This window comes from Halomonas cupida (assembly GCF_900142755.1).
GTDB classification, from domain to species: domain Bacteria; phylum Pseudomonadota; class Gammaproteobacteria; order Pseudomonadales; family Halomonadaceae; genus Halomonas; species Halomonas cupida.
On the sequence record NZ_FRCA01000018.1, the window covers coordinates 38,949 to 58,106 of the forward strand.

Consider the following 19,158-nt stretch of genomic DNA (forward strand, 5'->3'; position numbering starts at 1 on the left):
TGCTCAACTGACGAAATAGGCACACGGTGCGTGTATACTATCGCCCCTTGCAATCGCACTCGCTTTTTCGTGACTATCGCAGCCATCTCAGGGCAACACTGGGAGGGGGAAGCATGGCAACTCAAGACCGTCAGCAGAAGAGCACTGGCGAGCCTCAGGACTTTGGCTCGACCATGCAACGCCTCGAGAGCCTCGTCGAGCAACTGGAGGCTGGCGAACTATCGCTGGAGGATTCCCTCAAGGCCTTTGAACAGGGCGTTGCTCTGGCCCGCGATGCTCAGCGACGTCTCGATGAAGCAGAGCTCAAGGTTCGCCAACTCACCGAGAGCGAGGAAGGCGGAATGGAACTGACACCCTTCGGTGCCGCGGCGGAGAATCATGGTGAACGCTGATGTGTTGGCAGCCCGGTTGGCTGCTGATCAAGCACGGGTCGACCGCTACCTTGGCGAGCTTTTCGAGCGGCGCCAGGTAGTGGAGCCGCGCCTGGAACAGGCCATGCGCCATGGCCTGTTGGTCGGTGGCAAGCGGCTGCGTCCGGTGCTGGTCTATGCGGCGGGGCGAGCCCTGGGGGCCGACGATGACGACCTGGATATTCCGGCGGCGGCTATCGAGCTGATTCATGCCTATTCGCTGGTGCATGACGATCTGCCGGCCATGGACGATGACGATCTGCGTCGTGGCCAGCCAACAGTGCACAAGGCCTTCGATGAAGCCACGGCGATTCTCGCTGGAGATGCTCTGCAGACGCTGGCCTTCGAGGTGCTGGCAGAAACGCGCTCACCACGCCTGGCGGCGCTGTTGCGTTGTCTTGCATCGGCCTCGGGACGCGACGGCATGGCGGCTGGTCAGGCGCTGGATCTTGCCGCGGTGGGCCGCGGATCCACGCTGGAGGCACTTGAAACCATGCACCGTCACAAGACCGGTGCACTGATTCGCGGCGCGGTGCGTCTTGGTGGTCTGATGGCTGTGGCCGAGGATGATTCTCGCCTGGCGGCGCTGGATCACTATGCCGCTGCCATGGGGTTGGCCTTCCAGGTGCATGACGATGTACTGGATGTGACCGGCGATACCGCGACCCTGGGCAAGGCCTCGGGGGCCGATGCTGCCCGCGACAAGCCAACCTACCCGGCACTGCTCGGGCTGGAAGCGGCGCGTGAGCGGGCCAGTGCGCTGATTGATGAGGCACTGGATGCCCTTGCACCCATTGGTGAAGCCGCCGCACCGCTGGCCGAGCTCGCCCGCTACATGATCGAGCGCGATCACTGACACCACAGGGCTATACTCACAGGGCAATTCTCACAGGGCCATCATGAAGCTGTTCGATACTATTCCCACCGAGCGTCCATCCACGCCTCTGCTTGATACTCTGGACTCTCCAGCAGCCCTGCACGCCATGACAACCGCGCAGCTCAAGCGTGTTGCCGATGAATTGCGCGCGTACCTGCTGTACAGCGTGGGAGTGTCCGGAGGCCACTTCGGTGCAGGGCTGGGCGTGGTCGAGCTGACGGTGGCGCTGCATCACGCCTTCAATACCCCCCATGACCGCCTGGTGTGGGACGTGGGCCATCAGGCCTATCCGCACAAGATTCTCACCGGGCGCCGCGAGCAGATGACCAGTATCCGCCGTTATGGCGGTCTGGCGGCCTTTCCGCGCCGCGCTGAATCCGAATACGACACCTTTGGTGTGGGCCATTCCAGCACCTCGATCTCGGCGGCACTGGGCATGGCGCTGGCAGCACGTAGCCAGGGGGAAAAGCGTCGCGTCTGCGCGGTGATCGGTGATGGTGCCCTGACCGCAGGCATGGCGTTCGAGGCCCTGGCCCATGCCGGGCACGTCAATGCCAACCTGTTGGTGGTGCTCAACGACAACGAGATGTCGATCTCGGAGAATGTTGGTGGCATGGCCAGTTATCTGGCGCGTATCCTGGTCAGCAAGCCCTACCAGAGCATGCGCGAGAACAGCAAGAAGGTGCTCTCGCATCTGCCGGGCGCTCTCGAGCTGGCGCGGCGCACCGAGGAACACGTCAAGGGCATGGTCAGTCCTGCGACACTGTTCGAGGAGATGGGCTTCAACTATGTCGGCCCCATCGATGGTCATGATCTCGAGGCACTGAATCAGGCGCTGCTGGGGATGCGCGACCTCGAGGGACCGCAGTTCCTGCACATCAAGACCTGCAAAGGCCGTGGCTTCCTGCCGGCGGAATCAGACCCCATCGGCTATCACGCGATCACCAAGTTGGAGCGCCCCAGTGAAGGTGAGCCTGCTCCCGCTCCGGCCGCCCCCAAGGCGCCTCAAGCGCTCTCTGCCGCCAGACCAAGAAAGTACTGCAGTGTGTTTGGCGACTGGATCTGCGACATGGCGGCGGCGGATGAGCGCCTGATCGGTATCACGCCGGCCATGCGCGAAGGCTCGGATCTGGTCCGCTTCTCCCGAGAGTATGCCGAGCGCTATTACGACGTGGCGATCGCCGAGCAGCACTCGGTGACGCTGGCGGCGGGCATGGCCTGCGAGAACATGAAACCGGTAGTGGCGATCTATTCGACCTTTCTGCAACGTGGCTATGACCAGCTTATCCACGATGTCGCCGTGCAGGATCTCGATGTGACCTTTGCCATCGACCGTGCCGGCCTGGTGGGCGAGGATGGCCCGACCCACCATGGGGCCATGGACCTCAGTTACCTGCGTTGCGTACCAGGCATGGTGGTGCTGGCGCCGGCGGATGAGGCCGAATGCCGAGCCATGCTCAGTGCTGCCTATCATCATCCGGGCCCGGCGGCGGTGCGTTACCCGCGGGGCACCGGGCCGGGAACGGTCATCCCCGAGCATCTCGAACCCCTGGCGATCGGCAAGGCGGAACAGCGTCGACGTGGCAACGATATCGCTCTGCTGGCCTTCGGCAGCCTCAACGGCCCCGCGGGTGAAGTGGCCGAGCGCCTCGACGCGACTCACGTCAACATGCGCAGCGTCAAGCCGCTGGATGCCGAGGCAGTGCTGGCTGCAGCCCGAGACCACCAAGTGTTGGTTACCCTGGAAGAGAACGTCATCGCCGGTGGCGCGGGTAGCGGTATCAATGAGCTGCTGGCTGCGCATGGGATGCAGGTTGCGGTACTCAATCTGGGCCTGCCGGATACGTTTGCCGAGCATGGCAAGCCCGCGGAACTACTGCGCGACTGTGGCCTGGATGCCGACGGTATCGAAGCATCGATCCGCCGACGTCTGGAAAGCTGATCTCGCTGTCCGCTGCGAGCGGCTGGGTTGTGAGCAGTAGGGTTGTGAAGGACGAGGTTGTGAAAGATGAGATTGTGAAGGACGAGGCCGCCCCTCTGAGGCGGCCTCGTCATTGTTGAACGGCTCAGGCGTCCGGCAGTGTCAGCGACAGCAATTGGGTTCTGGAGATGCTGTCGTCGACGCCATCATTGTCGGTGATCACCAGCAGTTGGTTGCCAGTGATGGCCATGGCTTCCGGCTTGTCGACGATAACGCCATGATCGGCGGCCAGTACCGGGAGCAGGTCGATGACCTCCGAGGTGCTCAGCACCGGCGGCGCCTGTTCGGCACTGACCGGGGTGGCGTCGTCGAGGGAAATACTGACCACTCGCTTGAGCGTGGCGCGCTCCCCCACCTGGTTGTCCCGTTCCAGCAAGGCCAGGCGGCCATCCTCCAGTGCTGTGATTTCGGAGAAGCCCACCCAACCGCCGGCGTCGGAGCGTGGTTCGCTCAGGGCGACGGCAACGAACTGCCACTCACCGCTGTTCGGGTCCAGTAGACCCAGGCGTGCGCTGCCTGCTTCATCAGTCAGCGGACGCTGGAAGATGACCGCCAGACGTCCAGTCTGTGGCGTGCTGCCCTCCTGTGATGTATTGCTCGCCTTTGATGTATTGCTTGATAGGGCGGCAATGCCTTCAAAGCCGAAGCGGGTCATGCGCTCGGCGATGGAGACGGGGAGCGTGAAGCGCTCGACGATATTGCCGTCGCTGTCGACACCAATGACCTCGTTGGCGCGACCCTGCTCGGGATTGCCTTCGCTGACCAACCAGACGCCACCTTCGGCACGAGGTGCCACTCCCTCCAGATCCAGCCCCTCGGCAGCAGCGCCGTCTTCATGGATCACGGTGACGCTGGTAATGCGCGCCGGGGTCGTGCTCGGGTCGAGTTGATACAGGCGTGCCTCGGGGTAGGCACTGTCACTTACCGCATAGGCAGTGCCATCGGTGGCGATGGTGAGGCCGGAGATAGCACCGAAGCCAATGGCCTCTCCGCTGTCGTCAGTACCGGTAATATCGACAGAGGCTGTCTGATCCTGCCACTGATAGAGGCTGACAGTGGAGCGCAGGCCGCCTTCAGGATCGTCCTCTTCCGCGGCGACCACGAACAGGTCCCGTTGCGGGATGGCCAACAGGCCTTCCGGGCCGACACCGGTAAACAGCCATTGCAGGAATTCCGGCGCCTGGTTGGCCCCCCCGTCACGATATACCGCCACAGAGGCGGCGCGTTCGAGGCCGACCAGAATCAACCCACGTTCCTTCCAGATCTCGATCCCCTCAGGCTCGGCGCCCTTCTTGCCGGCACGACCGGCGGGATAGGCACCATGCTCGAGAGCCAACTGCTCCAGAGCATTGCCACTGTCCCAGGCCACCTGTCCGTCGGCGGTGAAGATGGTGAAGCCGCGAGACCCACCCAGATAGTCGCCCTCATTGGCAGTGACCAGACGCTGTTCGTCCAGCCAACCCACAGCATCCGGCTCACGCGCCAGATCGCTCAGTTGGCCATTGGCCGTGAGGCTGCCCTGCTCGGTAGGGATCTGCTCGAGATCGACACTCCCGGCGGAGAAGTCATTGACGATGCTGCCACTGGTGCCATCGACGATGACGATATGGTTGTTTTCCTGCAGGGTGACGGCCACCTGACCGGCGCTGTTGATATCGACGAATTCCGGCTCCGGGTCGTCGGCGGCAACGCTGGCCAGTCCAGTCAGGTCTACATGACGGGCCGCATCACAGTTGCTCGGTGAGCCATCCGCCGCGAGATCAAACAGCACCAGGTCGCCGGCAGGCAGTTGAGGGAGTTTGCCGTCATTGTGGTCTTCGTTGCGTTCGTTCTCGATGGCGACGGCCAGCAGGGTCCCGTCCGGGCTGGCGGCCACTGAGTCCGGCTGCCCACCCAGTTCGCACTGGGCGATCAGCTTCCGAGACTCCAGATCAACCACACCCAGGAAACCGGAAGGGTCGGTATAGCTGTTGCTGGTGTTGACGCCGACCAGGGCGATCCCGGCGGCGACACTGACGGATGTCGGTTCGCCATCCAGCGCCAGCGAACCGGCCGCGCCGGGGTTTGAGGGATCGGTAATATCAATGAAGCCGAGGCGTTGCGCGGGGCTGTCGGTATAGATCAGCAGGTTGCCGTCGGCACTGGCGGTGATGATCTCCGCTGCGGTCACGGTCTCGTCAGGGGCCAGCTCTTGCGGGAGGTTGTGATGCACTTCGAAGGTAGCCAGGGGAGTCAGGCCCTGCGCTTGAGCGGCGGCGCCAAGGGGCAGGGCGAGCGTGGCAATGGTCATGGAGATCAGCGGACGCGGGAGTCGACGCATGGATCAGGAGTCCTTGTTGTGGCCTGGAGGAATGGGAGACGCACTTTTTTTCGCCCCATTCTGGAAGGCCTTGATGACCATTGCGTGACTGGGGAACCCGGCTCAACCGGACCTTGTCTCTGAGCTATTGGCCCCTTATGTGCCGTGATTGACCCAACAAGAGAGCTTGCCGGTCAATAAGCCCACATAAGTGCTATCCTGCCGTTTCGCAGCGGCGCTCCGGCGCCTGAGGAACGAAGAGAAAGAGGTTTGCATGGTCATCATCTTGATTGGAGCGCTACTCGGATTTCTGGCCGGTGGCCCGCTGGGAATGCTGATTGGTGGAGGGCTGGGCTGGTGGTTGGGCAAGCGGCTGCGCGGCGGCCTGCTGGTCGGCCGTGGCATTGCCGAAATGCAGCGCCAGTTTCTGGATTCCACCTTTGCGGTCATGGGTGCGCTCTGCCAGGCCGATGGCCATGTGAGTGGCAACGAGCGTCAGGTGCTGGAGCAACTGATGGTTCGCCTGCGCCTGTCGGAAAGTGCCAGGGCCAGCGCCCGCGAGTCCTTCGAGCGTGGCCGTGCCAGTGACTTCGATCTCGATGGCGAGTTGGCACGACTCTCCCGCCTGACACGTGGTCAGACGGCGGTACGTCAGGTCTTCCTGCAGGTGCAGTTGTCGGCCATTGCCGCCGATGGTGTCCTGCATCCTGCCGAACACGAGATGATCCTGCGTATTGCGCGTGGTCTGGGCTGCTCGGCTGCCGAAGTCGAGCAGATCGAAGCCATGCTGCGTGCCGCGCAGCATGGTGGTGGGCAGGGGACCCAGGAGAGTCGCAGTTCGGTGGAAGAAGCCTACAAGGTGCTGGGGGTCTCCTCCGAGGCCACGGATGCCGAGATCAAGCGTGCCTACCGCAAGCTGATGAGCGAGAACCACCCGGACAAGCTGGCCAGCCGGGGCTTGCCGGACAGCATGCGTGAGGTCGCCGAGCAACGCACGGTAGAGATCGGTAACGCTTATCAGCGTATCCGTGAGGCTCGTGGTCAGGCCTGAACCGTCGTCTCGAGGCGCGCCGTCAAGCGCTTGGCCAACTCTGCAGCCTCACTGTCTGTGCGGTTCCATGCCAGGGCGATATCAGTGCCCAGTTCCGACCAGTGATGGGTCAGTGGACGCACACTGACACCATCCCGCCAGGTGCCGAGATAGCTGGCCGGCACCAACGCGATGCCTTCACCGGCGGCAATCGCCGCCAGTAGTTGATGGTGATCCTCTGGCTCCTCAAGACGCGATGGGTGATAACCGCCGCGACGGAAGACGCGTTCGCAATGGTCGAAGTAGGCCGGGTTGGCGCGTCGTGCAAACCACATCAACGGCATGTCGTTGAGCTGCTGGAGGTCAATGGCATCCGCTGTGGCCTGGTTGTGCTCCGTCGGCAGCATGACCCAGAGCGGCTCATGGCCGACCTGTCGAGTGTCGATGCCCTCCGGTATCTCGCTGGGCATGCCGATGAAGGCCAATTGTGGGCAGGAGCTTGTCTGGCGCTCCAGCATCCGGTTCATCAGCTCGCGTGACGATGCGCGTATCACCTGCACTCTTGCCTCGAGGTACTGTTCGAGTTGCTGGCGTGTCGGGAAGGCACTGGGGTCGAGTGCTGCGGTCATGCCCAGCAACCAGCGGCTGGAGTTTCCCGAGTCAGCCTGGCGTGCTTCGTTGCAGGCGGCCTCGATCTCGGTGAAGCAGGGGCGCAGCCGATGCGCCAGGCGCTCCCCGGCCTCGGTCAGGGTGACGCGCCTGGTGGTGCGCTCGAACAGCGCTACACCCAGTTCGGCTTCCAGCGCCTGAATGCGGCGGGTCAGCGGCGGTTGGGAGATATTGAGGCGTGCCGCGGCCTGGCGAAAGTTGCCGGTATCGGCAACGGCGAGAAAACTCTCCAGGCGGTCGATGCGCAGTCGCTGGCTCATGGCGTTGTCCCGAATCCTTTCCCTGGCCCTTGTGACTGGGCCCTTGTGACTGGGCCCTTGTGACTGGGCCCTTGTGACTGGGCCCTTGTGATTGGTGACCGGGCCCGTGTGATCAAGTTGTCCAACCGGTCATTGATACCGTCAGAGTATCAAACTATCGGCAATTCTCTGTCGAGTCGACAGCCTGCAGCATGAGCGGTGTGGCATCTCGCCATATTGATGCGTCCTGCCCCACTCATTGACCAGACCCTGCTGGAGCTTGTTGCCATGACTTCCCTATCCCCCTCGACTCATCCCTCTGTTCCGACACAGCGCCGCCTTGGCTCGGAGTTGCATACCTCGGCACTCGGTCTCGGCTGCATGGGCATGTCCGAATTCTATGGACCCAGTGATGATGCTGAGTCCATCAGCCTGATTCAGCAAGCCGTCGACGCTGGAGTGACCCTGTTCGACACCGCCGACACCTACGGCCAGGGCCATAACGAGAGCCTGTTGGGCCGTGCTCTGGCGGGGTGTCGAGACCAGATAGTGATTGCCTCCAAGTTTGGCATCGTGCGCGAGCCGGGCGCCTACGCACGATCTCTCGATACGCGACCCGAGTACGTACGTCGTGCCTGTGAGGCCTCGCTCAAGCGCCTGGGCGTTGACTGTATTGATCTCTACTACGCACACCGCCTGAATCCGGATATCCCGGTGGAGGATACGGTGGGAGCCATGGCCGACCTTGTGGACGCCGGCAAGGTACGGGCACTGGGCTTGTGCGAAGTGTCTGCGGCCACTCTCGAGCGTGCCTGTCGTGAGCATCCCATTGCCGCCCTGCAGAGTGAGTACTCACTGTGGACCCGCGGCATCGAAGACGAGATCCTGCCGACCTGCCGTCGTCTGGGTGTGGGGCTGGTGCCTTATTCTCCGCTGGGGCGTGGCTTTCTCAGTGGTGCACTGCAGACCCGGGACAGTCTCGCTGACAGTGATTTTCGCCGCCAGGCGCCCCGTTTCAGCGAGCAGAACCTGGCAGCCAACCGCGAACTGATCGAGCGACTGGAGGCGTTGGCGCAGCAACGCGAGGCCACACCCGCGCAACTGGCACTGGCCTGGCTGCTGGCTCAGGGTGACGACATTGTGCCGATTCCCGGCACTCGACGCCTGGTGCGCCTCAACGAGAATCTGGCATCTATCTCGCTGGCGTTGAGCGATGCGGACATTGCCCAGCTGTCGACCTGGTTCCCGGCAGGAGTGGCAAGCGGAGAGCGCTATACCGAAGAGGGCATGAAAGGGGTGGAGGTCGATACACGACTGCCGGACTGAATGCCCGGCAGTACCCTTGCAGAAGATGTACGACGACTGGGTTCCAATGACAATCAGTGCAAGCATCCAGCTTGAAGGTTGTTGTCTGTGCCACACTGGCATAGAAGCGGGGCTGCCGGGTGGTTGCTCAGGCTGGCCACCTCAGGTGAGCGAGCCTCGGGTTGATACGTCGTGGCGGAGCAAGTTTCGCGATTGAGACATTGCAGTTGCCGATTGCGTTACCAATCCCTAGGATGCTCGGCTTCCATGCGGTAATCGCGGATATCTCGCAACATCGGCGGTAATCGAGAGGTGAAGTCCGCCGACCCTGGATATCGGCCTGCTGCATGAATACCGACAAGAACTCAGGAGTAACCCGATGTCATTCGGAGCCCTTTCCCTGTTGCCACCGTTGCTGGCGATTCTGCTGGCCCTGGCAACGCGTAACGTCATTCCGGCACTGTTCTGCGGTGTCTGGCTCGGTGCCACCATGTTGGCCGGTTATAATCCGGCGACAGGCTTCTACAACAGTTTTTCCGAGTTCATCGTGCCCAGCATCGGCGATGAGTGGAATGCCACGGTACTGATCTATTGTGGTCTGTTCGGGGTATTGATCAGCATTCTGCAGCGCACCGGTGGTGCCCATGCCATTGCACGGGCGATCTCGCGGAAGGTAGCTTCGGCGCGTGGTGCTCAGGGTGCGACCCTGGGACTGGGCATGCTGATCTTCTTCGAGGATTACTTCAACGCCCTGACGGTGGGCAGTGTGATGCGGCCGATCACCGACCGCATGAAGGTCTCGCGAGAAAAGCTCGCCTATATCGTCGACTCCACCTCGGCGCCGATGTGCCTGTTGGGCCCGGTGTCGACCTGGGTGGTCTTTGTCATGGGGTTGATTGGCACCCAGATGAGCAGCATGGGCGTCAGTGGGTCCGAATACCTGCTGTACCTGTCGACCATCCCGTTGAACTTCTATGCCTGGCTGGCATTGGGCATGATCTTCTTCATCGTCATCACCCAATGGGATTTCGGCCCCATGGCACATGCCGAGCGTCGTGCTCGCGATACCGGCAAGCTGATGGAAGATGGGGCCAAGCCGCCGTCGGATACCGAAGCCATGTCGCTGCACGCACCGACCGACACGGCGAAGAAGCGCAACATGCTGGTGCCCATTGCGGTGCTGCTGGTGATGATTCCGCCGTTGTTCCTGTGGACCGGGGATTACCCCAACAATGACCTGGTGACGGCAGTAGGTAATGCCGATGGCGGCAAGTCGATCCTGATCGCCACCATGGTGGCCGTGATCGTGGGGCTGAGCATGGGGATGGCACAGCGTCTGTTCGACTTCCGCGAGGCCATGGACATCGTGGTCGAGGGCATCAAGAGCATGACCCTGGTCTACATCATCCTGGCATTGGCCTGGTCGATCGGCAGCGTGACCTCCGAGCTGGGCACGGCGGACTATCTGGTGACGCTCACCCAGGCCAATATTCCTGTCAGTCTGGTACCGGTGCTGCTGTTCCTGATCGCCGCCGTGGTGGCCTTCACCACCGGTACTTCCTACGGCACCTTCGCGATCATGATTCCGATTGCCATGCCGGTTGCGGCGGCCATGGACCTGCCGATGGCGCTGGCCATTGCCTCGGTACTCAGTGGTGGCATCTTCGGCGATCACTGTTCACCGATCTCGGATACGACCATTCTGTCCTCGGCCGGCTCCAGCTGTGACCATATCGACCATGTGCGGACTCAGTTGCCCTACGCCATCACTGCGGGTGTGGCAGGCATTGTTGCCTTCTTCATCGCGGGCGTGACGGCGACCATCTGGATGGGTGCCCTGGCGGGTGTGGCCACCATGCTCATCATTGCGCTGATACTGCGCAGCGTCTGGCGGCCGACACTGGCGAGTGGCCAGGCGTAGGTCCTGAAAGACCTGTTCCTCGAACAGCTATACTGACGACAAGGGCCCGCTCATTGACTGAGTGGGCCCTTGTCCATTACCGGGATACCCGGCCAGTTCTCAGGGCTTGCGTTCGATATCGATATCGTCCGCGGGCACGAAGTCGGCCAGCGCGATCATATGGCCGAGTTTACCGGCCTTGGTGGCCAGATAGTGTTCGTTGTGCGGGTTGAGCCCGGTGGTCAGGGATACCCGCTCGACGATATCCACACCAGCCTCACTCAAGGCATCGACCTTGCGTGGGTTGTTGGTCATCAGTCGCAGCCCCTTGACGCCGAGGTGATCGAGCATCGGAATGCACAGGTCATAGCGACGCAGGTCGGCGGCAAAACCGAGACGCTCGTTGGCCTCGACGGTATCCGCCCCTTGATCCTGGAGATGATAGGCGCGGATCTTGTTGAGCAGGCCGATGCCACGCCCTTCCTGGCGCAGATACAGAATGACCCCGCGGCCTTCCTCGGCGACACGCTTCATGGCTTCCTGCAGCTGATAGCCGCAGTCACAGCGCATGGAAAACAGCGCATCTCCGGTGAGACACTCGGAATGCACTCGGCCCAGTACCGGCTGGCCATCGGCGATATCGCCGAGTGTCAGCGCAATATGATCCTTGCCGGTAGCTTCATCCTCGAAGCCGTGCATGGTGAAGGTGGCCCAGGGTGTGGGCAGGCGGGAGGCGGCGATGAAACGAATCGTCACGGGGTACCTCAGTGTCAGGACCACGGCAAAGCCGATGGGAGGGCGCTTATTCTACCAGCATCCGGCGCTGGTGTGGTGTCCCTCAAGCTTGCATGATTTCAGCGAGCCCCCGGCGGTTCTGAAACACGATGAACTGGTGGGGCACCACGCTAGCCTCACGACCGTCTGAGGTGAGGTACAATGCGCTGAGAAAATCGAGGGGATGATGACAGCATGGAATTGAAGAATGATCGTTTTCTACGTGCTCTGGCGCGTCAGCATGTCGACCGTACTCCGGTATGGATGATGCGCCAGGCTGGCCGCTATCTGCCTGAATATCGTGAGGTTCGTGGCCAGGCTGGTGACTTCATGAGCCTGTGTCGGGATGCGGATCGTGCCTGCGAGGTCACGCTTCAGCCGCTGGAGCGCTATGCGTTGGATGCGGCCATTCTGTTCTCGGACATCCTCACCATCCCTGACGCCATGGGGCTGGGGCTGTATTTCGAGACCGGCGAAGGGCCGAAGTTTCGCAAGACGGTACGCAGTGAGGCTGATGTTGCCGCCCTGCATCAGCCGGTGGCCGAGCGTGATCTCGACTATGTAATGCGTGCGGTATCGACCATCCGTCGTGAACTCAATGGCCGAGTGCCGTTGATCGGTTTCTCCGGCAGCCCCTGGACGCTGGCAACCTACATGGTCGAGGGCGGCTCGAGTAAGGACTTCCGGCATGTGAAGTCAATGCTGTACGGCTCGCCGGATACCATGCACCAGTTGCTCGATATCCTGGCGCACTCTGTCACCGACTACCTCAATGCGCAGATCCGTGCCGGGGCTCAGGCGGTACAGATCTTCGACACCTGGGGGGGCACGCTCTCTACCCCGGCATATCGCGAGTTCTCGCTGAGTTACATGGAGCAGATCGTCGCCGGGTTGATTCGGGAACATGAAGGACGTCGTGTTCCAGTGATCCTGTTCACCAAGAATGGTGGACAATGGCTGGAGGATATCGCCGGCAGTGGCCCGGATGCGGTGGGCCTGGACTGGACCACCGAGCTGTCCGATGCTCGCGCTCGTGTTGGTCACAAGGTGGCCCTGCAGGGCAATCTCGATCCCAATGTGCTGTTCGCCAATCCTGCGGCGATTCGCGCCGAGGTTGGCCGTATTCTCGATAGCTACGGTGAAGGCCCCGGGCATGTCTTCAACCTTGGCCATGGCATCAGCCAGTTCACCGATCCCGGTCATGTCGATGCGTTCATTGATGCGCTGCATGAGTTGAGCCCCAGGTATCACAATCAGATCGCCATGGGGTGACGTCATGGCCATGACATCTCGGTGGCTCGGTCTCCTCGACCGACGGCGGATGTGGGCGTGGCTGGCAGTGTTGGTCGCGCTGGTCATCGCCCTGGGCAGCCTGCTGCCGGGTGATGAGTTACCTGCCAACCTGCCGTCCGACAAGCTCAACCATCTGGTGGGTTACATGGGGCTGGCGGCACTGATCGCACTGTCCAGCCGGCGTTTCTGGTGGTCGGTTATCCTGGCGGTGGGTTTCGGGCTGGTGATCGAGTGGGTGCAGCTATACGTGCCGGGGCGCAGTGGTGGTGACATGCTCGATATCGCCGCCAACGCCATGGGGGCCCTGATCGGTGCAGGAATGATGGCCTGGCTTATCCGGGCTGCCTGAAGTCGGAGTAACGGGTGACCTGAGCCCGGTTATGCTGAACCGATGAACCGGATGTCAAAGCCACAGCGCTGGTTATAGACTTGCTGAGCAGCAGATCTCGAGCACATTGAAGTGCGGATTTGACGTTTTCAGCGAGTAGACTTTCAGGATGGAAAAGTCGCAGAAGCGCTATGGAGTGGCGGTGTGTCTCATCGGGCTTTTCGGACTGCTCGGAATTCACCATTTCTATCTGGGGCGCTGGTTACACGGCCTTGCTGACCTGGCGATGACAGCCACCGCGACCTACCTGTTGGTGACCGGCCAGGAATTGCTGGGCTGGGGTGTCCTGGCGGTGGATGGCATCCATACCCTTATCGTAATGATCATGCTCCTTGTCGGAGCATACAGGGATGGCCTGGGCAGGATTGTTGCCCACCCAGGTCAGCCGTTGACGAGTCATTGAATTGACAGGAAACGATACGGAAGTCGGTCAGAATACCGACACTCACGGGGGCGCTCTGGCACCCCCGTTTGCATTGGGTTGCTGTTGAGGCGGGCTACAGGCTGGGTTCGCGACGGCCGGGACCGCTGCTGTCGTCGGTCTTGTCGTTGTCATCGGGACCGCTGTCGGCATCGTTGTTGCTGTCGGTCGATGCATCGATGTTCAATCCGGGCTCCTGCTGACGACGTTCGGCCAGAGTCGCAGCACGACGCTTGACCCGGGCCGTGCCCACCGCGGAGTCATCATCGGTCAGGATCTGGCCCTGTGACGTCCAGGCCTGTTCCTTGTCGTGTACGGCGGGGCGGCGTTCGAAGGAACGCGTGACCACGGCTGAGGCATCGAAGCTTGGACGCATGCCGGCCAGGTGATGAGGCAGCAGCCATAGCTCGGCGATCAGACGGACGACGATCATGACCAGCAGCGTGATGGCCAGGCCGGCGGCCAGCGAGGGCCAGGCATCGGCCCAGCTCGCGGCGGTTATCCAGGGAGTACGTGGGATCAGCCACCCCAATCCCGCGACCACGGTGCCCAACTGCAGGGCGAGGTGGCAGAGCAGCAGGGTGCCACGGCGTAGAGGGGCGCGGGGGTAGAAAAACTGGCGCATGAGTATGATTCCTCTGGGTGTTGGCAGTGCGTGCGCCAACCAATTGCGACCTTCCTTGCAACACGGTTGTCATCGGTCTGGCCGGAGACAACCGTGTCTGAGTCAGGGGCGCATGCTACCGCAAAGGAGGTAGTTGGCGTCACTGTCCGCGATGGGCGACGCCGTTGTCGCCGACAATGATCAGTTGACGCCTGGTCGGGCCGTTGCCATGGTGAGGGGGTAGTGCTTCCCGCCATTTCATCTGCTGCGAGGATTGCCCATGACGACTTATATCGTGGTGGCCGACGCGGCCCGCGCTCGTATCTTCACGAGACTGGGACCTAAACTGACGGAACAGGAAGGCCTGGTGCATGCCGAAGGGCGTCTGCACGAAGGCGATCTGGTTACCGACAATGGGACGGACTCGAGCGCTCATTTCTCCGCTACTCGTTCATCGGGTGGCGAGAAAGTGGCCACGGTTCACCATGAGGAGATATTCGCTCGCGAGATTACCGAACGGCTGTATCAGGTACGCAACGGCAATCAGATGGAGAAGCTGATTCTGGTCGCGCCACCGCGCTTTCTTGGACAGTTGCGTGACAAGCTGGATGCTCCGACCAGCAAACTGGTCATTCACTCCCTGTCCAAGGACCTGACCAAGGCCAGCACCGAGGAGATCGCCAACGCGATCGAGGATCTGCGCTGACTGCCTCCTGATTCCATCTCACCAGTCAATCTCACTAGCATGGTTATCCGAGCCATGTGTGGTTCGAGCCATGTGTGGTTCGAGATAGGTGTGATGCGAGCCAGTAGACACAAAGGTGCTGGCTCGCTCATGTCATGCAGGGCCTCAGGGAATATGCGGTAGATCGATCTCGTCGCTGCGCTTGATGCCTTCTGTCATCTGACGGCACTGACGCAGGAACTCTCGCATGCCCGCGGCCAGATACTTGTGGCGATGCCAGATGAAGGTGAACTGGCGGCTGAGGTCCAGCTCAGGCGTGGGAATCGGTGTCAGGCTGCCGCGCCGGAAGGCATCGCGTAATGCCAGTCGCGACACACAGCCGATGCCGAGGCCCGACTCCACCGCTCGCTTGATACCTTCGGTGTGTTCCAGTTCCAGCAGGATATTGAAGCGACCACGCCGGTGGCGGGCGGCCTGTTCCAGAGTCAGGCGGGTGCCTGACCCCTCTTCACGCATGATCCAGGCTTCGCGCAGCAGGCGATCCAGTTCCACTGGGCCCTGGTTGGCCAGTGGGTGGCGCGGCGAGCAGAACACCACCAGATCATCCTCGACCCAGGGTTGGGTAATTACTTCCTCTTCCTCGCATTGCCCCTCGATCAATCCGAGATCGAGCTGGTGGTGGCGAACGCTGTCGATGATCGTGCGCGTGTTGCGTACCTGCAGGCGTACGCGGCTGCCGGGGTGCCGCTGCATGAAGTCACTGATCAACAGGGTGGCAAGATAGTTGCCGATGGTCAGAGTGGCGCCCACATCCAGGTGACCGATGCCCTGCTGACCGCGCAATAGCTCCTCGACTTCCTCAGCGCGATCGAGTAGTGCCACTGCCTTGGGCAACAGCTGGAAGCCCAGAGCATTGAGTTTGAGGCGTTTGCCGATGCGGTCGAGCAGTTGACAGTCGAACTGGCGCTCCAGCTCGGCCAGGGCCGTGCTGGCAGCGGACTGGGACAGGGAAAGCGCGCGGGCTGCACGGGAGACGCTTTCGTGCTGCGCGACGGCAACGAAGACCTCGAGTTGGCGCAGGGTATAGCGCATGGCGAGCTCCGCATGAACGAGGGATTTCAGTCTATATCTATCTTATTGATAAGTCATATCCATACAATCCATTTAACAGATAACGGGACAAGGCTTAGAATCCTCTGCAAGTCATCATTGTCCTGTTTATTCGATACAGGAATATGTAGCGCACCTTTTCGAGGAGTCGGCATGAGCAAGTTTGCCCTGGAAGAAGTTCTCAGCGTTCATCACTGGAACGATACCCTGTTCAGCTTCCGTACTACCCGTGAGCGTAGTCTGCGGTTCAAGAACGGCCAGTTCGTCATGATCGGTCTGGAAGTGGCAGGCAAGCCGCTGATGCGTGCCTACTCCGTTGCCAGCCCCAACTATGAGGATCACCTCGAGTTCTTCTCGATCAAGGTGCCGGATGGTCCGCTGACCTCGCGTCTGCAGCACCTCAAGGTGGGTGACCAGATCATGGTCAGCCGCAAGCCGACCGGCACTCTGGTGTGTGACGACCTGCTGCCGGGGCGCAACCTGTATCTGCTGTCCACCGGCACCGGTCTCGCGCCTTTCATGAGCCTGATCCAGGATCCGGAAGTCTACGAGCGCTATGAGAAGGTAGTGCTGGTGCACGGCGTGCGTAACGTCAATGAGCTGGCCTATGCCGACTTCATCACCAGGGACCTTCCTGCCCACGAGTATCTCGGTGAAGAGATCGCTGCGAAGCTGGTCTATTACCCCACGGTGACCCGTGAGGAATTCCACACCATGGGCCGTCTGACCGACCACATCCGCAGTGGCAAGTTGACCGAAGACAAGGGCCTGCCGCCCATCGATCCCAAGCAGGATCGTGCCATGATCTGCGGCAGCCCGGCGATGCTCGACGATACCAGCGCGTTGCTGGATGAGCTGGGCTTCAACATTTCTCCGCGTATGGGCGAGCCGGGCGACTACGTGATCGAACGTGCCTTCGTAGAGAAGTAAGTACGAGTAGAGAAGTCAATCGTCGAGAAATAAACCCGGCCGCATTCAAGGCCAGGTTGCAGTAATCCACCACCCCGAGGGCAGCGATGCCTTCGGGGTGGTTTGCGTCTGGATGCAGGTCAGGACAGACGCTGTCCCGAGACACTGGGATGGTAGAGTGGCTGCACACTGTTGCCGTCGGGGTCGAGGCAGTAGAAGCTACGGCCACCATCGGCGTGGTCGTGTGGCTCGCGGCTGATGGTAACACCGGACTCGGCCAGCCAGGTGTGCCAGGCATCCACATCCTCGCGTTGATCGACGACAAAGCCAAAATGATCGAGGCGTTGAGGGTCGTCACCGGTGTCCTGGCGGGCACGGCTCAGCGAGAAGTTGTCATTGCCGAGGGTTAGATAGACCAGGTCGTTGTGGGCCCGCCGCAGGACCTGCATTCCCAGCAGATCGACATAGAAGCGTTCACAGGCTTCCAGGTCCTGCACTTGCAGAGCGATATGGCGCATGCCATTGAGAGGGGCTGGTCGAGACATCTTGCAGGCTCCCTGAGGGTTGGATAGTGTTGTTGGAAAATATTTCCATAATGCGTGCCCTGGCGCCGCAAGACAACCCCTCCACCTGCAGAAGGATCCGCACATGTACTGCATCATTGTCAGAACAGAACTCAAACCCGGCAATCGCGAGCAGTTTCTTGATGCCATGCTGGACAATGCCCGAGCCTCGGTTCATGACGAGCCGGGTTGCCTGGTGTTTGATGTCATAGAGGATCGTGAAACCCCCGACTGTTTTCATCTCTACGAGATCTATCGCGATGAACAGGCACTTGCCGCCCACAAGGAGACGCCACACTATCGCGCTTCACGTGAGGTGGTAACACCGCTGATTGCGGCCCAGAGTGTGATTCGGGCGGATGTGCTGGGCTGCAATCCGGAGTTGCGCTGAAGGTTGGCAGTGATCCTGGCCGGGCAGGCTGTGTACACTTGGCGGCAATATGGCTCGAGACAGGGCCTTTATGATCACCAGGGAACGATCACCAAGGAGAACCGATGCATCCCGAGGACCTGGAGAAACTGGTCACCATGACCATGCCGTTCGGCAAGTATGTGGGCACTATCATTGCGGACCTGCCCGGCCCGTACCTCAACTGGTTTGCGCGTGAAGGCTTTCCCGGGGGAGAGATCGGGCGCTTGCTGGCGCTGATGCACGAGATCGATCACAACGGCCTGAGCGACCTGCTGGAACCTTTGCGCAAGAGCTGATGGTGTCCCGGAGATGAAAAATCCCCTCCAACCACTGGCTGGAGGGGATTCCATGCTGCTCGAAGCTATACCGCGTCCTTGTCGGTCTCCCCGGTGCGGATACGAATCACCTGCTCCAGCGGGGTAACAAAGATCTTGCCGTCACCGATCTTGCCGGTGTTGGCGACCTGGGTAATGGCCTCGATGACCTGTTCGGTCATGCCGTCATCCACCGCGACTTCGAGCTTTACCTTGGGCAGGAAGTCGACCACATACTCCGCACCACGATACAGCTCGGTGTGGCCCTTCTGACGGCCAAAGCCCTTGACCTCGGTGACAGTGATGCCCTGCACGCCGATTTCCGAAAGCGACTCACGGACGTCGTCGAGCTTGAATGGCTTGATAATCGCGGTCACCAGTTTCATGGCGTAATCCTCTTGCTGTCCGTGTGGAGAAGGTTCGGCACGGCCTGGCCATGGGCGCCAGTTGTGCTCGCTTCCTGAATACAGTGTGAGACAAGCATACTCCTGGAGGAGGCAATTGAAAAAGTGTCGGTGTGGTGCGGAGCCACGAGCTTCGAGACGCGAGCGGCGAGCGCATCGGTGATGCGTTGGATCTGGTACAGGCCAGTCAGGCCATCAGCCTGGAGTTTGAGCCTGAAGATTGTGGGGCGGCACAGTTGGTGTGCCCCCAAAAAAGTAGACACCTCGGTTCAAGCCGCCAACTCGTATGCCCTGGGCGCTAACCCGCCCAGGGTTTCGTGAGAGCGGACATTGTCATAATACTCGCCAATGTAATATGCCACGGCGTCTTCCATCTCCCTGCGGCTGATCAAGCCCAGATGGTGCAACCACTCCCGTTTCATCAACGAGAAGAAGCTCTCTGCACAGGCGTTATCCCAACAGTTTCCACGTCGGGACATGCTGATGGTGAGGCCGGCTCCACTCAGCGTCTTCAGCACCTCTTCACTGCGATACTGCACTCCCTGATCTGAGTGAAACAGGCTGCCGCCTG

21 protein-coding genes are annotated in these 19,158 nt (G+C 61.1%); 13 read left to right on the forward strand and 8 right to left on the reverse strand.

Translation table 11 applies throughout. The features are described from left to right. Nucleotides 1-113 precede the first annotated feature (113 nt). From BUE38_RS21165 to dxs, 3 genes are read left to right on the forward strand one after another with little or no spacing between them, the layout of a single operon-like run. On the forward strand, nucleotides 114-392 hold the full coding sequence (locus BUE38_RS21165; protein ID WP_073437234.1) for an exodeoxyribonuclease VII small subunit: 279 nt from the start codon (nucleotides 114-116) through the stop codon (nucleotides 390-392). After that, on the forward strand, nucleotides 379-1,266 hold the full coding sequence (ispA, locus tag BUE38_RS21170) for a (2E,6E)-farnesyl diphosphate synthase (RefSeq protein WP_073437235.1): 888 nt from the start codon (nucleotides 379-381) through the stop codon (nucleotides 1,264-1,266). Before BUE38_RS21165 ends, ispA begins: the two co-directional genes overlap by 14 nt. Before the next feature lie 43 nt (nucleotides 1,267-1,309). Then, a complete protein-coding gene (dxs, locus tag BUE38_RS21175) occupies nucleotides 1,310-3,229 on the forward strand; it encodes a 1-deoxy-D-xylulose-5-phosphate synthase (RefSeq protein ID WP_073437236.1) in 1,920 nt (639 codons plus the stop codon). A 124-nt stretch (nucleotides 3,230-3,353) separates the two neighbouring features. Here dxs and BUE38_RS21180 read toward each other — a convergent pair whose 3' ends face one another. After that, on the reverse strand, nucleotides 3,354-5,588 hold the full coding sequence (locus tag BUE38_RS21180) for an esterase-like activity of phytase family protein (RefSeq protein WP_073437237.1): 2,235 nt from the start codon (nucleotides 5,586-5,588) through the stop codon (nucleotides 3,354-3,356). Between the two features lie 253 nt (nucleotides 5,589-5,841). On the opposite strand from BUE38_RS21180, the gene djlA reads away from it, so the two are divergent. Then, nucleotides 5,842-6,618, forward strand: coding sequence for a co-chaperone DjlA (djlA, locus tag BUE38_RS21185; RefSeq protein WP_073437238.1), 777 nt, complete (start codon nucleotides 5,842-5,844; stop codon nucleotides 6,616-6,618). Here the strand turns inward: djlA and BUE38_RS21190 are convergent. Then, on the reverse strand, nucleotides 6,609-7,526 hold the full coding sequence (locus tag BUE38_RS21190) for a LysR family transcriptional regulator (protein ID WP_073437239.1): 918 nt from the start codon (nucleotides 7,524-7,526) through the stop codon (nucleotides 6,609-6,611). The genes djlA and BUE38_RS21190 overlap by 10 nt on opposite strands. 267 nt (nucleotides 7,527-7,793) lie before the next feature. Between BUE38_RS21190 and BUE38_RS21195 the strand changes: the two genes are divergently transcribed. Beyond that, nucleotides 7,794-8,831 (forward strand): aldo/keto reductase, encoded by a 1,038-nt coding sequence (locus tag BUE38_RS21195; RefSeq protein WP_073437257.1) that lies wholly within the window; start codon nucleotides 7,794-7,796, stop codon nucleotides 8,829-8,831. A gap of 358 nt (nucleotides 8,832-9,189) precedes the next feature. Beyond that, entirely contained in the window at nucleotides 9,190-10,731 is a 1,542-nt protein-coding gene (locus tag BUE38_RS21200) for a Na+/H+ antiporter NhaC family protein (RefSeq protein ID WP_073437240.1), read from the forward strand. 99 nt (nucleotides 10,732-10,830) lie between these two features. On the opposite strand, the gene ribA is transcribed toward BUE38_RS21200, so the two are convergent. Continuing rightward, nucleotides 10,831-11,466, reverse strand: coding sequence for a GTP cyclohydrolase II (ribA, locus tag BUE38_RS21205; protein ID WP_021817005.1), 636 nt, complete (start codon nucleotides 11,464-11,466; stop codon nucleotides 10,831-10,833). Between the two features lie 213 nt (nucleotides 11,467-11,679). Here ribA and hemE point away from each other — a divergent pair, with 213 nt between their 5' ends. From hemE to BUE38_RS21220, 3 genes are all read left to right on the forward strand, one after another. Continuing rightward, on the forward strand, nucleotides 11,680-12,756 hold the full coding sequence (gene hemE, locus BUE38_RS21210; RefSeq protein ID WP_073437241.1) for a uroporphyrinogen decarboxylase: 1,077 nt from the start codon (nucleotides 11,680-11,682) through the stop codon (nucleotides 12,754-12,756). A gap of 4 nt (nucleotides 12,757-12,760) precedes the next feature. Next, nucleotides 12,761-13,126 carry a VanZ family protein gene (locus BUE38_RS21215; protein WP_073437242.1) on the forward strand — a complete coding sequence of 122 codons (366 nt, stop codon included), beginning with the start codon at nucleotides 12,761-12,763 and terminating at the stop codon, nucleotides 13,124-13,126. A 148-nt stretch (nucleotides 13,127-13,274) separates the two neighbouring features. Then, nucleotides 13,275-13,568 (forward strand): TM2 domain-containing protein, encoded by a 294-nt coding sequence (locus BUE38_RS21220; RefSeq protein ID WP_073437243.1) that lies wholly within the window; start codon nucleotides 13,275-13,277, stop codon nucleotides 13,566-13,568. A gap of 94 nt (nucleotides 13,569-13,662) precedes the next feature. On the opposite strand, the gene BUE38_RS21225 is transcribed toward BUE38_RS21220, so the two are convergent. Next, a complete protein-coding gene (locus BUE38_RS21225) occupies nucleotides 13,663-14,211 on the reverse strand; it encodes a hypothetical protein (protein WP_073437244.1) in 549 nt (182 codons plus the stop codon). A 259-nt stretch (nucleotides 14,212-14,470) separates the two neighbouring features. On the opposite strand from BUE38_RS21225, the gene BUE38_RS21230 reads away from it, so the two are divergent. Further along, entirely contained in the window at nucleotides 14,471-14,896 is a 426-nt protein-coding gene (locus tag BUE38_RS21230) for a host attachment protein (protein WP_073437245.1), read from the forward strand. Nucleotides 14,897-15,040: 144 nt separating this feature from the next. Here the strand turns inward: BUE38_RS21230 and BUE38_RS21235 are convergent, their stop codons facing one another. Further along, nucleotides 15,041-15,967 carry a LysR family transcriptional regulator gene (locus BUE38_RS21235; RefSeq protein WP_073437246.1) on the reverse strand — a complete coding sequence of 309 codons (927 nt, stop codon included), beginning with the start codon at nucleotides 15,965-15,967 and terminating at the stop codon, nucleotides 15,041-15,043. Between the two features lie 171 nt (nucleotides 15,968-16,138). Here BUE38_RS21235 and BUE38_RS21240 point away from each other — a divergent pair, with 171 nt between their 5' ends. Further along, nucleotides 16,139-16,915: a ferredoxin--NADP reductase gene (locus tag BUE38_RS21240; protein ID WP_073437247.1), complete on the forward strand. Its 777-nt coding sequence runs from the start codon at nucleotides 16,139-16,141 to the stop codon at nucleotides 16,913-16,915. 119 nt (nucleotides 16,916-17,034) lie between these two features. Here the strand turns inward: BUE38_RS21240 and BUE38_RS21245 are convergent, their stop codons facing one another. Continuing rightward, nucleotides 17,035-17,439 (reverse strand): VOC family protein, encoded by a 405-nt coding sequence (locus BUE38_RS21245; RefSeq protein ID WP_073437248.1) that lies wholly within the window; start codon nucleotides 17,437-17,439, stop codon nucleotides 17,035-17,037. Between the two features lie 103 nt (nucleotides 17,440-17,542). Here BUE38_RS21245 and BUE38_RS21250 point away from each other — a divergent pair, with 103 nt between their 5' ends. Together BUE38_RS21250 and BUE38_RS21255 are read left to right on the forward strand one after the other, a co-directional pair. After that, on the forward strand, nucleotides 17,543-17,848 hold the full coding sequence (locus tag BUE38_RS21250) for a putative quinol monooxygenase (protein ID WP_073437249.1): 306 nt from the start codon (nucleotides 17,543-17,545) through the stop codon (nucleotides 17,846-17,848). A 104-nt stretch (nucleotides 17,849-17,952) separates the two neighbouring features. Beyond that, complete coding sequence (locus BUE38_RS21255; RefSeq protein WP_073437250.1) at nucleotides 17,953-18,165, forward strand: DUF3820 family protein; 213 nt, start codon at nucleotides 17,953-17,955, stop codon at nucleotides 18,163-18,165. A gap of 65 nt (nucleotides 18,166-18,230) precedes the next feature. Here the strand turns inward: BUE38_RS21255 and glnK are convergent, their stop codons facing one another. Then, nucleotides 18,231-18,569 (reverse strand): P-II family nitrogen regulator, encoded by a 339-nt coding sequence (gene glnK / locus BUE38_RS21260; protein WP_073437251.1) that lies wholly within the window; start codon nucleotides 18,567-18,569, stop codon nucleotides 18,231-18,233. A gap of 287 nt (nucleotides 18,570-18,856) precedes the next feature. Beyond that, nucleotides 18,857-19,158 (reverse strand): integrase core domain-containing protein (locus tag BUE38_RS21270; protein ID WP_143166425.1); only part of this gene is annotated, 302 nt, incomplete at its 5' end.

Coding starts and splice junctions, on each gene's coding strand:
- BUE38_RS21235 (WP_073437246.1), bottom strand. CDS start 15,967: ATGCGCTATACCCTGCGCCAACTCGAGGTCTTCGTTGCCGTCGCGCAG.
- BUE38_RS21195 (WP_073437257.1), top strand. CDS start 7,794: ATGACTTCCCTATCCCCCTCGACTCATCCCTCTGTTCCGACACAGCGC.
- BUE38_RS21200 (WP_073437240.1), top strand. CDS start 9,190: ATGTCATTCGGAGCCCTTTCCCTGTTGCCACCGTTGCTGGCGATTCTG.
- djlA (WP_073437238.1), top strand. CDS start 5,842: ATGGTCATCATCTTGATTGGAGCGCTACTCGGATTTCTGGCCGGTGGC.
- BUE38_RS21255 (WP_073437250.1), top strand. CDS start 17,953: ATGCATCCCGAGGACCTGGAGAAACTGGTCACCATGACCATGCCGTTC.
- BUE38_RS21230 (WP_073437245.1), top strand. CDS start 14,471: ATGACGACTTATATCGTGGTGGCCGACGCGGCCCGCGCTCGTATCTTC.
- BUE38_RS21245 (WP_073437248.1), bottom strand. CDS start 17,439: ATGTCTCGACCAGCCCCTCTCAATGGCATGCGCCATATCGCTCTGCAA.
- BUE38_RS21240 (WP_073437247.1), top strand. CDS start 16,139: ATGAGCAAGTTTGCCCTGGAAGAAGTTCTCAGCGTTCATCACTGGAAC.
- BUE38_RS21190 (WP_073437239.1), bottom strand. CDS start 7,526: ATGAGCCAGCGACTGCGCATCGACCGCCTGGAGAGTTTTCTCGCCGTT.
- BUE38_RS21215 (WP_073437242.1), top strand. CDS start 12,761: ATGGCCATGACATCTCGGTGGCTCGGTCTCCTCGACCGACGGCGGATG.
- glnK (WP_073437251.1), bottom strand. CDS start 18,569: ATGAAACTGGTGACCGCGATTATCAAGCCATTCAAGCTCGACGACGTC.
- BUE38_RS21225 (WP_073437244.1), bottom strand. CDS start 14,211: ATGCGCCAGTTTTTCTACCCCCGCGCCCCTCTACGCCGTGGCACCCTG.
- BUE38_RS21180 (WP_073437237.1), bottom strand. CDS start 5,588: ATGCGTCGACTCCCGCGTCCGCTGATCTCCATGACCATTGCCACGCTC.
- BUE38_RS21250 (WP_073437249.1), top strand. CDS start 17,543: ATGTACTGCATCATTGTCAGAACAGAACTCAAACCCGGCAATCGCGAG.
- BUE38_RS21220 (WP_073437243.1), top strand. CDS start 13,275: ATGGAAAAGTCGCAGAAGCGCTATGGAGTGGCGGTGTGTCTCATCGGG.
- dxs (WP_073437236.1), top strand. CDS start 1,310: ATGAAGCTGTTCGATACTATTCCCACCGAGCGTCCATCCACGCCTCTG.
- hemE (WP_073437241.1), top strand. CDS start 11,680: ATGGAATTGAAGAATGATCGTTTTCTACGTGCTCTGGCGCGTCAGCAT.
- BUE38_RS21165 (WP_073437234.1), top strand. CDS start 114: ATGGCAACTCAAGACCGTCAGCAGAAGAGCACTGGCGAGCCTCAGGAC.
- ispA (WP_073437235.1), top strand. CDS start 379: ATGGTGAACGCTGATGTGTTGGCAGCCCGGTTGGCTGCTGATCAAGCA.